10 protein-coding genes are annotated in these 13827 nt (G+C 41.8%); 5 read left to right on the top strand and 5 right to left on the bottom strand.

Features of this window, described 5'->3' with window-relative positions:
* Positions 1–87: 87 nt before the first annotated feature.
* Both CWB60_RS17955 and CWB60_RS17960 read right to left on the bottom strand, forming a co-directional pair.
* On the bottom strand, positions 88–387 hold the full coding sequence (locus CWB60_RS17955) for an AzlD domain-containing protein (protein WP_004589018.1): 300 nt from the start codon (positions 385–387) through the stop codon (positions 88–90).
* Positions 384–1088, bottom strand: a complete 705-nt coding sequence (locus tag CWB60_RS17960; protein ID WP_029772236.1) for an AzlC family ABC transporter permease — start codon at positions 1086–1088, stop codon at positions 384–386. The genes CWB60_RS17955 and CWB60_RS17960 overlap by 4 nt, the downstream gene beginning before the upstream one ends.
* Positions 1089–1237: 149 nt before the next feature.
* Between CWB60_RS17960 and CWB60_RS17965 the strand changes: the two genes are divergently transcribed.
* Positions 1238–1900, top strand: coding sequence for a cytochrome b/b6 domain-containing protein (locus CWB60_RS17965; RefSeq protein ID WP_138579768.1), 663 nt, complete (start codon positions 1238–1240; stop codon positions 1898–1900).
* Between the two features lie 64 nt (positions 1901–1964).
* On the opposite strand, the gene CWB60_RS17970 is transcribed toward CWB60_RS17965, so the two are convergent.
* Positions 1965–2417 (bottom strand): c-type cytochrome, encoded by a 453-nt coding sequence (locus CWB60_RS17970; protein WP_024032101.1) that lies wholly within the window; start codon positions 2415–2417, stop codon positions 1965–1967.
* 214 nt (positions 2418–2631) lie between these two features.
* Between CWB60_RS17970 and CWB60_RS17975 the strand changes: the two genes are divergently transcribed.
* Both CWB60_RS17975 and CWB60_RS17980 read left to right on the top strand, forming a co-directional pair.
* Positions 2632–4965 carry a S8 family serine peptidase gene (locus CWB60_RS17975; protein WP_138579767.1) on the top strand — a complete coding sequence of 778 codons (2334 nt, stop codon included), beginning with the start codon at positions 2632–2634 and terminating at the stop codon, positions 4963–4965.
* 11 nt (positions 4966–4976) lie between these two features.
* Positions 4977–5510, top strand: a complete 534-nt coding sequence (locus CWB60_RS17980; protein WP_138579766.1) for a serine protease external chaperone — start codon at positions 4977–4979, stop codon at positions 5508–5510.
* Between the two features lie 50 nt (positions 5511–5560).
* Here CWB60_RS17980 and CWB60_RS17985 read toward each other — a convergent pair whose 3' ends face one another.
* Positions 5561–6025, bottom strand: a complete 465-nt coding sequence (locus tag CWB60_RS17985) for a DUF2721 domain-containing protein (protein ID WP_004589012.1) — start codon at positions 6023–6025, stop codon at positions 5561–5563.
* 238 nt (positions 6026–6263) lie between these two features.
* On the opposite strand from CWB60_RS17985, the gene CWB60_RS17990 reads away from it, so the two are divergent.
* Positions 6264–9971, top strand: a complete 3708-nt coding sequence (locus CWB60_RS17990; RefSeq protein ID WP_138579765.1) for a S8 family serine peptidase — start codon at positions 6264–6266, stop codon at positions 9969–9971.
* Positions 9972–10104: 133 nt separating this feature from the next.
* Complete coding sequence (locus tag CWB60_RS17995) at positions 10105–12291, top strand: S9 family peptidase (RefSeq protein WP_138579764.1); 2187 nt, start codon at positions 10105–10107, stop codon at positions 12289–12291.
* 42 nt (positions 12292–12333) lie between these two features.
* On the opposite strand, the gene CWB60_RS18000 is transcribed toward CWB60_RS17995, so the two are convergent.
* Complete coding sequence (locus tag CWB60_RS18000) at positions 12334–13818, bottom strand: sensor histidine kinase (protein ID WP_096738879.1); 1485 nt, start codon at positions 13816–13818, stop codon at positions 12334–12336.
* Positions 13819–13827 lie beyond the last annotated feature (9 nt).

A 13827-nucleotide genomic window follows, 5' to 3' on the forward strand; every position in this document is an offset into this window, starting at 1 on the left:
ATGGGGAATAACCACACTTCACAGGCTCTGCCTTGCCTAAAAACCAAACATACTGCTGCAAATTCAAACGCCAAAGGTCAACACGCTCTAGTTTAAAATTAAAAATAACCCCATACTGGCAAGCGTTGTGTAATAAATATTATGTGTTTTATAGGCAACAATAATGGCAACGATGGCTGCGCTTAAATAAGGGTTGTGCCAGTTAAGGTTGAGCCCGTCTTCATTTATAAAAATAATGGGTACCCAAATAGCGGTTAGTACAGCGGGTGCGCTAAAGCTTAAAAACTGCTGCATTTTAGGGCCCACTTTAAAACCAAGGCGTTGATGTAAAAATAAGTAACGAGTAAAAAAGGTAATACACGCCATTAATAATATAGTGAGCATCATAATGGGCTGTCCTTTTTTTGTGTAAGCCTTGCAGTAAAGTAGCCTGCACTCATTGCAAGTAGAGCAGCACAAACCAACCACAACTCAAACCCCGTGCTTTTTAAAACTGTGGCGCTAATACCCGCAACAATCACTGTAACCAGCGAGGCTAAATTTTTTATGCCCGGTACCACAAGAGCAATAAATGTAGCTGCAATAGCAAAGTCGAGCCCTAAATTTGTTAAATCAGGGAGCACACTTCCTGCAACTATGCCTATGAGTGTCCAAAGGTTCCATGCAATATAAAAACTAAAACCCGCGCTTAAAGCGTATATTAGGCGCGCTTTTGTTTTATAGGCTTTGCGGTGATGCGAAAAGGCAAACAGCTCGTCGGTTAGTACAAAACTTATTGGTAAGCGCCACCGAAATGGCTGTGAAATAACTTTATGGCGTACGGCTAAACCGTATAAAAAATGCCGAGAGCTAATAATAAATGTGGTAAATAAAATAGTCAGTAAAGGGGTGTTACCGGCCATTAGTTCAATTGCAACTAATTGTGCTGAACCCGCGAATACAAGTAATGACATTGCTTGTGTTTCAAAGGCACTAAAGCCATTTTGAATCGCTAAAGAGCCACATAATATTCCCCAAGGAACGACCGCCAGGCAAAGCGGGAGCATATCAAAAAAACCTTTTAATACTGCGCGTTTAGTTATATTCATTAATACAAGTAAGTAATAAGTTTGTGCGTTTAGTGTGCCATAAATAGTGCTTTATGTAATATCATTAATGCAGCGGTAGTAAAACTTTGGAATAATGGCTTTAGTATCAAAATAATGTGCCAGAGCCTGGCAACAAGTTGAGGATTTATATGCAAAGTATAAAAGTATGGGATGGCTTTATAAGAAGCTTTCATTGGTTATTAGTGATTAATATTGCTGTGCTTTACTTTAGCATTGACGAGGGCATGATTGAGCTTCATTTTGTGGCTGGCTTTTTCGCAATCGCATTAATAGTGACCCGTTTAGTATGGGGGCTGGTGGGCAGTAAAACGGCAAAATTAAGCGCGTTACTGCACTCGCCAATAGCAGTACTTAAAGAGTTCAAAAACCCCAGTAAAGGAGTGGGTCATTCGGCGCCAGGTAGCTACATGGTTTTGTTGTTTTTTGTACTTATTATAGTGCAGTTAGTGACCGGGCTAATGAGCAGTGATGGCATTTTGACTGATGGGCCTTTGGTTGAGTATGTGTCGAGCTCAACGGTTGATTTTGCAAATTGGCTGCACCGCCTTAATTTCGATATTTTATTTTATGCCATTTGCCTGCATGTTACTGCCATTGTTGTGTATAAAATAAAAGGAAAACCACTTGTCAAAGCAATGATCACCGGTAAACAGGCTAACAGCGAGCAAGCCACTCAAACTAATATAGATAACACGAAAGCTCCTTGGTTGGCGTGGGCTATTTTTGTTGGGTTGTTGGTGCTACTGGCTGTTACGTGGGGCAAAGAACCACTTAGTTATTTGCTAAGTTAATAGCTAACAAAAAAACAAAACGGCGCATAAAGCGCCGTTTTAGTGTGTATTGTTTTAATTGTAATTAGTCTTTAAATTGCTTGTGGCAATCTTTACAGCCTTTGGCCCATGCGCCAAATGCTTTACCAATTACCGCCTTATCGCCAGATTGAGCTGCTAAAGCTAGCTTATCTGCATTGGCAGCAAAGGCATTGGCTTTTTTAACAAAGGTTGCATTATCAGACCATACATCAGCTAATGCTGCTGTATCACCTTTATCAGTGCCTTCGTAAAACGCTTCCCACGGCATTTTAGAAAGGGCTGCTGCGTTATTAGCGCGCATTTTAAATTGCTCTGCATCAAAAGGAATTTTACCTTTTAGCATCGCGCCCATATCGCTAATTTGCACTGAAATCATAGAAAACGCAGCTTGACGGTATTCAATAGCATCACTTGGCTCTTTAAATGCAGTATTTGCAGATACGCTAAGTGTACATGTTGCTAAAGCAACCCCTGCTAAAAATTGTTTTAATTTCATGTTTTGCCCCTGTAAGAAATTATATCTACTAATTAGACATCTTGAATCGATTACTTATTTTATTCAAGTGAAACTTTAATGTCTCGCAGCTTGTTTTCTGAATATATCATTACACCTTGTCAGTTTATTGTTAACGACTGTAAACGGTGAGTTGCTATTAAGTGCCCTGTTGTGTACCTTGAGTCATCATAAAAATAATTAACGAAGGAAGTTTATGAAGCATAATATTTTTAAAATGTCGGCACTTTCTGCCGCAGTAGTTATGACGCTAGCAGGGTGTGGTGGCAGCGACAATGACAATAATAGCCAAGTTGCTGTAGTAACTGATGTTGCACCAAAAGCAAGCGATGTAGCCGTTGCCGGTTTAAAGCAATGGGTACCTGTAACTGCTGAGTTTAATGCAAGTGATAACGATGGCGATACACTTAGTTATACATTTACTGAAAATGATGAAGCGGTTGAAGCGCAGGATGGCGTATATACTTTTAGCCACGGCTTACTCACTGTTGAAGGCGATACCTTTACTTACGTTCCTGTTTCAGGCGAAGACGCGGTAATTGATTACACCGCTAATGCAAATGGCAAATCGGCGTCTGCGCAATTAACGATTAGTGATATTGCGTCAGATCCTTTGGCTAATCAGCAATGGCACCTGCGTAACACAGGTCAAAAGTCGTACGCTCTAAGCGATGAAATGAAGCAAGGCCTAATTGATTTATATGTCAACCAATTAGGTTACAGCGAAGAAGAAGCGCAAACTATTTTTGACGAGGATTTTGCTGAATCAGAAGCAGAAGAATTGGTTGCTGGCGAAGATATGAACGTAGCAGCTGCGTACGCTCAAGGTGTTACAGGTGCTGGCGTAACGGCGGTTGTTGTTGACTCTGGTATGGAAATTCGTCACGAAGACTTAGTTGATAACGTGTTACCAAACCGTTCTTTAAATTTAGATGTTGATGTGTTGGATCGCACCGACCCTACTAGCCTGTCAAATAGCGGCGACCACGGTACCAGTGTTGCAGGCTTAATTGCAGCGAAAGGTTGGAATGGTAAGGGCGGGCGCGGTGTTGCACCAGATGCTGGTCTAATTGGCATGAACTACCTAGGTGGCGATAAAATTGAGCAAACTGATTTACTCGCGCATGGTTTCCCAGGTAGCGGTATTAGCACATCAGAAAATATTTCTGCGTTTAACCGCAGCTACGGTATTACCTTCCCAACGTTTATTGGCTACTCAGAGCTAGATGAAGCTATCGAGTCTTACCCTAACCTTAACCTTCGTGATGGTAAAGGTGCCCTAAACATGAAGTCGAGTGGTAACTCGTTTGTAGATGGTGGCGATGAAGGGTCATTATGTGCCGATAATGGCGCAAATGAGCTAGGCCTTACTTGTTATAACGGCGCGTTTGAGCCAAGCCAAGGTCACCCATATTACTTAAGCGTTGCAGCTGTAAATGCTGATGGTACGCATACAAGCTACTCAAGCGGTGGTGCTAACTTAATGGTTTCAGCCCCTGCGGGTGAATATGGGCGCTGGGCGCCTGCCATGGTAACGACTGATCAAATGACCTGTATTAATGGGTACTCAGGCTTTAATGGTAGCTCGATTACGGCATGGGCTGCAGCATATGGCGAAGACTTTGCTGCATCGCAATACCCATTCAACTACCCAGGACATGAAGATAACGCTAGCTGTAACTATACCTCTACGTTTAATGGTACTTCTTCGGCAGCACCTAATGCGTCAGGTGTAGTATCACTGATTTTATCAGCTAATTCAGAGCTAACATGGCGTGATGTCCGTCATATCTTAGCTACTACAAGCACAGTTAACGATGCAGAAGATGAAGTTGTAACACTTAGCGTTGGTGAAGGTGAATTTGTAGCGCATGACGGCTGGGTTGAAAATGCAGCAGGCTATAACTTTAATAACTTATATGGTTTTGGACGTGTAGATGCTGGTGCTGCAGTTGCGATGGCAAAAGAGTACGACGTAGCATTAGGTGAGCAAGTTATTACAGATTGGAGTGGTGTTGGCTCTGTTGTTGAAGAAGATGCCCTTACGCTAGAAATCCCAGATAACAGTGCCGCGGGTGTTACACAGCAAATCACTGTTGAAGAAGAGCTAAACATTGAAGCAATGCAGTTTAAGTTTGATGTGAGCAATACTGAAATGGGCTTTGGTTTAGCGGATGGTACGCAAACCTCTGCTGGTACCGATTTAGCAATTGAAGTGACGTCTCCATCAGGCACGCGCAGTGTATTACTAGCGTCTAAGCAAGCTCTATTTTACCCAGCTTATAGCTTTACTAACGGTTGGAACACAGGCTATGTTTTAAAAGATGCGGTACTACTGTCTAATGCTTTCTATGGCGAGACAACAAAAGGTACTTGGACTATTCGTGTTCTTGATGCTGCAGCAGATAGCTTTGCATTCAGCGATGGCGGGGATAACGGACTTGGTGCCGTAGGTATTTCAAATAACCGTGCCGCAAGCGTTTTAGAAGGCGTTTCGTTGAGAGCATTTGGTCACGCAGGTCAAGAGTAAGGAATATAGATATGAAAATGAATAAATTAGTTATTTTAGGTGCTGCTGCGTGTATTTCTCTAAGTGCAACAGCGAGTTCATTAGCAGATAAAGAGCTGCAACTTCCAAAAAAGCCGGTAAATAGTGTGAAATACAGCAAAACCGACTTTGGCTCTTACGTTGTAGAAAAAAACTTACGTTTAGTACCAACAAGTGTTGCTGCTGATGAGTATGTTGTTTCTACCAAAGGTGAGATGGCGGTTGTTGAGTCTTCTGAGGCTTCATCGTTAGTAACAAAAGGTACACTGGTACGTAATGTCCTAACAAACAACTTAACGTCGCTTTCTGGCAATATTACTGTTTTGCTTAAAGATGGCATGAACGCAACAGAGGTAGCTCAGCTGTCTGGCTTAAAGGTAGTGTCTGTTTTCCCAGGTACTAAAATAGCGGTTTTAGCTGTTAATGAGGGTCAAGATATTTTAGCTGCTGCAGAGCAATTAAAGTCAACTGATTATACTAAAGAAGCGCGAATTGAAGTGTTAGAGACTATTTATACTGCACAATAAAATTAAAATGTTGTGATAAAAGCCCGAGAAAATCTCGGGCTTTTTTATTGCTAATCGTTAATATCAGCAAATATCATCCCTCGGCGCATACTACGTGTGGCCAAAAATACCTCGCCAAGTAACGACATAAAACCACATATTAATAAGGCCATTGCAGCCACAAAACAGCTGGCAATTGTTACCCCTAAATTAATAGACTGAATGTGTGATAAAAACAACAGCATAACCACAGCGCATACTAGCAAGGCGCTTAGCACGCTCATACTAAAAGCAATATGAATACATCGAGAGCGCTTTAACAGGGCTCGCAGCTCTGTGGCTAGGGTTTTATTAAAGTCTTCATCGGTGCTTACCTTGAGTTTTCGCTCAAGTTGTCGCGCACGGTCAGTAATGCGGGCTAAGCGATTAGATAAAACCCCGAGCGTGGCAGCAATACCCGTAATTAAAAAGACTGGGGCGACGGCTGTCTGAATTACTTTAGCCATGGTTAAAATATTTATAACGTCGTTACTCATTCATTTTCCATAGAGAAGTTAGGTTTTGTTTACAGTGATTTACAAATTACAGAAAGAGAAAAACTTATTTAAAATTAGTTTGTTGTGATGTTTTTGCGATGCTATTCCTGCAGTTTTGTAATCCACTTGTAATTGAGTTGTTGCTAGCCTGAGGGCTGTAGTTCTATATTAAAATCACAATTCTAATCACATTGAATTGAGTAAATACAATAATATAAAACTCACTCCAGGGGAAATAATGTCTAATATAACACTGAAAAGAACCGCTATTTCATCAGCTATAGGTTTAGCTATGATGTCATACGATGCAGCCGCCGCACCTGATTTATCTAAAGGATATGTCCCAGAAACATCAAGTGTAAAAACATACTCTCAAGATAAAACCATTTCTACTAAAGCACGCTATATTATCCAGCTTGAAGACGAGCCGCTAGCAACCTACAAAGGCGGCATTGCAGGGCTTGAAGCAACCTCTGCAGCAGTAACTGGGGATAGTAAAGTTAATCTATCTTCAGCACCTGCGTTAAAGTACAGCAGCTACTTAAAAGCAAAACAAAAAAGTGTAGCGCAAGTAGCCGCATCTGTTAGCGGTGGCTCGGTTTCACATTCATTTAGTACGTTATTCAACGGTATCGTGGTAGAAGGTGAGCAAGGTCAACGTGAAAAGCTCGCTAAACTTGCGGGTGTAAAAAAAGTATTTTTAGATACTGAGTACCACACATTAATGGATGCTTCTATTGATGTGATTAGAGGCGTTGAGGCATGGCAGGCGCTTGGTGGTCAATCTGAAGCTGGTAAAGGCGTTAAAGTTGCTATTATTGACTCGGGTATTCGCCCAGAAAACCCTATGTTTTCAGATGTGGGTTTTGCAGCTGCAGAGTTTAGTGAAGAAGAAGCGGCTTACATCGCAGAAAACCCCGATTACTGTCGTATAGAGGGTGGTGAAGCCGATTTTTGTAATAATAAATTAATAGTGGCGCGTGCATTTGGCCCAACACCAAGTGATGTTCACCCTGATGAATATATTGGTTCTCCACTCGGTTACGACGGTCACGGAACGCATGTTGCTGGTACTGCTGTAGGTAACCCAATTGAAATTACTTACCAAGACAATAACGTGTCAATTTCAGGTGTTGCACCAGCGGCACAGTTAATGGCTTATAAAGCGCTTTGGCACACAGCCGATGGACGAGGCAGCGGTACTACCGTTGCACTAATGGGGGCATTAGAAGCGGCCATTAAAGATGGCGCAGACGTAATTAATAACTCGTGGGGCGGTGGTGCAGGTGGTAATCCATCAAGCAGTGCATACAGTGATTTATTCACAGCTGCAGAAGAAGCGGGTGTAGTGGTTGTAACCGCAGCAGGTAACGATGGTAACGGCGCACAAACTATTGGTTGTCCTAGCTGTATTGAGTCTGGTTTAACAGTTGCCAATACGCAAACAGGGCGTTTCTTCTCTCAACAAATTGAAGTGGCAGGTGAAACCTATTTAAGCATTGAAGGAAGCAATGGTTTATTAACCGACCCTATTTCACTTCCTATTATTTCGGCGCAAGTGATTGCTCCTGATAATTTTGAAGGGTGTGAAGAGTTTGCTGAAGATATCTCATTTGCAGACTCTGTAGCATTAATCTCTCGTGGTAGCTGTGCGTTTTCAGCCAAAGCTGAAAATGCGGCGAAAGCAGGTGCAACAGCGGTAATTATCCACAACAATGTTGCTGGCGGTGCAATGGGCATGTCTATGGATGACGCCACAATTCCAGCCTCAGCGATTAGCCAAGAAGATGGTTTAAGCTTGGTTGAGCTGTTAACTGCAGCTGAAGAGCCGGTTATTGCTTCACTCGACCCTAGTGTTAAAAGAACAATTCAAGAGAAATTTACTGATGCAGTAAACTCTTCAAGTTCGCGTGGTCCTAATGGTGAGCCTAGCTTCTTAAAACCTGATATTGCAGCGCCAGGTACAGATATTTTATCTGCGTACTCGCCAGATGAAGGTAATGGTATTACCTTTAATGCGATTACAGGCACAAGTATGGCAAGCCCTCATGTTGCTGGTGCAGCAGCATTGATGAAGCAAGCTCACCCAGAGTGGAATGCGGTACAAATCAAAACGGCGCTTATGAGCTCATCTAAAATGGATGGCCTACATAAAGAAGACTTAGTTACCAAAGCTGATGCATTTGATGTAGGTGCCGGTCGATTAGATATGCCTAATGCGCTAGAGGCAGCACTTACATTTGATCATGGCTCTTACGCTGACCCTAGTTGTTTAAGTGTTTGTAGTTTCTCAAATACCGTGCAAAACATGACTGATACTGCCGGTGAGTGGACTGCAAAAGTAGTAACCGATATGCAAGGCGCTGAAATTACAGTTTCGCCTAGCACCGTTATGCTTGGCGCGCATGGTTCTACCTCAACGGATGCAGAAGGTACAGAAACAAGCACTGACATGGCTGAATTTAACTTAGATATTGATTCAACATTTAACGATGTAAAAGGTTGGAACTTTGGTCATGTAGTGTGGACTCATACTGAGACAGGTCAAATCGCTCACTTACCATTTGCTATTTACGATAACGAAGCAACAAATAGCAGTGTGTTTAGTGCAACAGTCGATGCCGATTCTTTAAATTCTTCTACTCCTGCAAAAATAGGTGTGCAATTTAATAATACTCTGTTCACTGACGAGCTATCAGTAAATGTAAAACTTGACGAAAATGCAGAACTTCTTAAAGGTGCTGCCCCTGTTGTTGAAGTGACTAATGGTGCAGGTGAAGTAACATTAAGTGAAGACAATAAAGAACTAACTTGGACGGGCACATTAGGGCCAAAAGAATTTGCTATTAACAGCAGTGATTTCTTAGGTACCTTCTCATTGGCTGATGAAGGCATTGAACCACAAGCGTGTCCTGACGGGTGTGATGAGATAACCATTACGGTTGAAGCTGACTTTATTTTTGATGGGAAAGAGTACTCAGCATTTACTATCTCAGATAACGGCTTTATTGCTGTTGGTGCAGATGTAAATACAACTAACTCTTGGAGCCCTCAAGCAATGCCTAATGCACGTACACCTAATGGTGTTATTGCGCCGCTTTGGGCTGACTTTGATTTAGCGGGTGGCACGAGCGGTGGCGGTGATCTTTATGTGGCTAAATTTGATAGCGGCTATGTAGTTGTAGAATGGCATGACGTTGAGCTTTGGGGTAGTTCTTTAGGTGATAAGTACACGTTCCAAGTGATCTTAAAAGAAGGCACTGATGAAGTTCGTATGAACTACATTGATGTGCCTGCTTTACCTGCACCTTACTCAGCGGGTGTAGAGTCTGCTGATGGCAACGTAGGTGCAATGCTGGACACAGTTCCAACGGGTAATGCTATTGGTAGTGGCTACTTAGTCGATCAAATCAAAGGCGGTGTTGTTGATATTCAATATCAAGCTTTTGCAAAAGATCGCAGCCATTACACAGCTGCAGATGCAGTAGAAGTTGATGAAGAACAAACAGTGACTATTGATGTATTAGCTAATGATATGGCTGAGTCGCGTTTTGTATTTGACGCAGTAGCTTCTTCAGAAACAGAAAACGCAGAATTCTCTGCCCATAAAGGTGTAAGAATTAAAGGCAGCTTAGTGGCATCAACTGTTGAGGTGGTTTCTGCACCTGCAAATGGCTCTACAACCGTGAATGAAGATGGCACGATTGATTATACGCCAAATGCACAGTTCTCTGGTGAAGATAGCTTTACATACACAGTGCGTGAAGCATCAGGCACTAGCGCCGAAGAAACTATGGTATCAATCGTTGTTAACGATACCATTGCAGACCCTCAGCCAGTGACGCCAACACCAGAGCCTGAAAGCAATGGTTCATCGGGCTCACTAGCTTGGTTAACATTACTTGCTGCGCCGTTTGCATTTATGCGTCGCCGTAAACAAAAGTAATTTTATAACTAGCACGTTATTTTAAAGGGAGCCTCGGCTCCCTTTTTACATAGCTTCACAAACTAAATTACACCACGCTTTATTATTAGGTATATTTAATAGCACCAATAATAAAAACTATAGAGATTTCATAATGATTCGTTCTTCATTCACGCTAGCCGCGTTATCACTCGCTGTGCTAGCCGGCTGTGATAATGCGCCTAAAAGTACACCTTCAGATACAGCAACTACTATGCAAACACAACAAACAGAAAAACCAGTGAGCGCCGTGGCGCCAATTGCTAAAAAAGTACCTCATGAAATGACGATTCATGGCGATACGCGTATTGATGATTACTACTGGTTGCGTGATGACGAGCGTAAAGCACCAGACGTTATAAGTTACTTAAATGCTGAAAACGTTTATACCGAGGCAATGCTTGCGCATACTCAAACATTGCAAGATAAGTTATTTGAAGAGTTAAAAGGGCGTATTAAAAAAGACGATGACTCGGTGCCTGTTAAAAAAGGCGACTATTTTTATTCATCGCAAACGCGTGGCGAAAACGAATACCCTACCTATGTTCGCAGTAGCGATTTTAAAGGCACTGATCAGCAAGTTATTTTAGATGTAAATGCGTTGGCCAAAGATCACGACTACTTTGCTGTTAGTGGCTTATCTGTAAGTACTAACGGAAATTTAATGGCGTACGGGGAAGACACCGTTAGCCGTAGAATTTACACCATAAAGGTAAAAGATTTAACCACAGGCCAATTACTCGAAGACACGCTTGAGGGAACAAACGGCGGCGTTATTTGGGCAAACGATAATAAAACCTTTTACTACATTAAAAAAGATGCACAAACCTTACTTGGCTATCAAGTTTTTCGCCATACGTTAGGTACACCGCAAAGCGATGATGAACTTATTTACGAAGAAGCTGATACAAGTTATTACACGGGTATTAGTAAGAGCAAAGATGGCTCAGAAATATATATTTGGCACAGCAGCACCAATGCCTCTGGTATGTCGGTACTCAGCGCAGATGATAATAAAGCAAAACCTAAGCGCTTAATTGAGCGTGAGGACGACCTAGAATACAGTATTTCAAAGCTTGGCAATACGTATTACATCGTCACTAACTTAAATGCGGTTAACTTTCAGCTTATGAAGGTGGATGTAGATAAAGCGCATGATAAAGCAAATTGGCAAACGGTAATTGCGCCGCGCGATGATATTAAGCTAGAAGGCGTTGATTTATTTAAAGACTACCTTGTATATCAAGAGCGAGAACTGGGTCAGTCGCGCCTTATTGTTCGCCATTTATCGACTGGAGATGAGCACACGCTAAGCTTTAACGACAGTGCCTATACCATTGCAAGCTATGGCAACAACGATATAAACAGCGACAAATTACGTGTTTATTATACCAGTATGACGACACCGGTTTCGTCTTACGATATTGACCTTAAATCGGGTGATAAAACCCTACTTAAACAGCAAGCCGTGTTAGGTGATTTTAACGCAGATAACTATGCCTCGGAGCGTATTTTTGTAGGTGCGCGCGATGGTATAAAAGTGCCGGTAAGCTTAGTGTACCGTAAAGATACATTTAAAAAAGAAGGGACTAACCCGTTATTGCAATATGGTTATGGCTCGTACGGCGCCACCATGGATCCTACTTTTTCAAGCTCACGTTTAAGCTTATTAGACCGTGGCTTTGTGTTTGCTATAGCGCATGTGCGTGGTTCGCAAATGTTAGGACGCCCATGGTATGAAGACGGAAAGTTATTAACTAAAAAGAACACTTTTAACGACTTTGTTGATGTAACCAAATCATTAGTGGCACAAGGTTATGGCGCAAAAGACGAAATATTTGCCTACGGTGGTAGTGCTGGTGGTTTATTAATGGGCGCGGTGGTTAACCAAGCACCAGAGTTATATAAAGGGGTGGTTGCAGCAGTGCCTTTTGTTGATGTAGTCACCACCATGCTTGATGCAAGCATACCACTTACTACCAATGAGTATGGTGAGTGGGGTAACCCAAATGAAAAAGAGTATTACGATTACATGCTGTCGTACTCGCCGTATGATCAAGTCTCAAAGCAAGCGTATCCTAATATGTTAGTGACTACCGGTTTACATGACTCACAAGTTCAATATTTTGAGCCAGCTAAGTGGGTTGCAAAGCTGCGTGACTATAAAACAGATGATAATAAACTGCTGTTTAAAATAGATATGGAAGCCGGCCATGGCGGGGCGTCTGGTCGCTTTAAACGCCTAGAAGATACTGCGCTAAACTATGCATTTATGCTTGATTTAGCCGGTATTAAAAACTAACAAAATCAAAATTAAGTAATGTTCTAAAGGTATAGACGTTGGCTATACCTTTATTTTTTGCGGCAAGTTAAAGCTAAACATAGTGCCTTTGCCCAGCTCACTTTGTACATTTATTTCACTGTCCATAAGTTTTAGTAACCCCTTACAAATAGCCAACCCTAAGCCACCTTGTTGGCGCCCTTCATTATTTGAATTTGAAGCCTGGTAATGCGGATTAAAAATCGCGTTTAGCTCATCATGCTTAATACCCACGCCGGTATCAGAAACCTGCACAAATAATTGCTTTTCATCAATACGCTTAACATTTACAGCTATGCTGCCGCCTTTAGGTGTGTGCCTTATTGCGTTATCAATTAAATTACTTAAAACACGCTCAAGTTTTGCAATATCGGCTACAACAGGAAAATCGCAAATTGCTGGCTCTACCGTTAAGTTAAGGCCTTTTTTCTCGGCGGTTAGAGAAAACTTAGCAATACAATCGTAAATAAGCTCACCTAAATTAAAGGTTTCTTTGTGTATGCTTATTTCACCGTTTTCTAAATGGGCTAATTCAAAAATTTGTTCAATAAGCTGTTTAAGCTGCGCGCAGTTATTAAGGGATACATGTAAGTATGCTTGTTGTTCTTGAGCGCTTAATTGTGACCCCGACTGATTAAGCACCTCTAAAAACCCCTGCAAGGAGGCTAAGGGGGTTCTTAAATCGTGAGATAAGTGAGTAAGCAACTCCTTGCGCTGTTTATCGCTTTGCTCAAGTGCTTTAAATTGCTCGTCAATCCGGGTAACCATGGCTTGAATGTTACGGCCTAAACTGTGCACTTCGTTACTTTTTTGGGTTGAATAGTTGCTGAGTTTGGTATCGGTAAGGCTGTAATTAGCTGCTTCAATATTGCTTACATCACGGGCTAATCGCTGAATAGGGTTGGTAAAAAAGCGCAGTAAAATAAGCATCGCAATCAGTAAAAATGCAAGTGCAGCTCCAAGCCATAATGCGGCAAGCCATAGTTTGTCATTATTTTTAATTGTGTTTAAAGAGGTATCGTAAGCTTCACCGCCAATAATTACATACAAGTACCCTTGCAGCTTATCGTTATTAAAAACAGGCGCTACAGAGAATATTTTTTGCTGCGCTTTATTTCTTGGATCATCACCATAAATTGGCGCTGCAGCTGGGTTGTTAATCAGCTTTTTTAAGGGGGCTAAATTAATATGAGTGCGTTTAACTTTACCAGGCTCTGCTGAGTAAGTGAGGATTTTTCCATTTTCATCTACAAAATAAAACTCAAATGCGGGGCCTAATAACATTAAGGTATGAAATAGGTTTTCTAGGGCTGCGTAGTCGTATACACCCTCTTTTATTAATGGGTTATCTTGTACTAAATGCTCAGCAAGGGCTAAGTGCAGGTTTTGCTCGCCATGATGTTTTGAGGTGAGCTCTAGTTGTTTACTCCAGCTGTAAACGAGTGCACAAATAAAGCAAAATATAACCACCAACGACACCGCTAATTTTTGATACAAAGATAGGTTCATAATAAGGCT

Source organism: Pseudoalteromonas sp. S327, from assembly GCF_005886415.1.
Classification (GTDB): Bacteria; Pseudomonadota; Gammaproteobacteria; order Enterobacterales; family Alteromonadaceae; genus Pseudoalteromonas; species Pseudoalteromonas atlantica.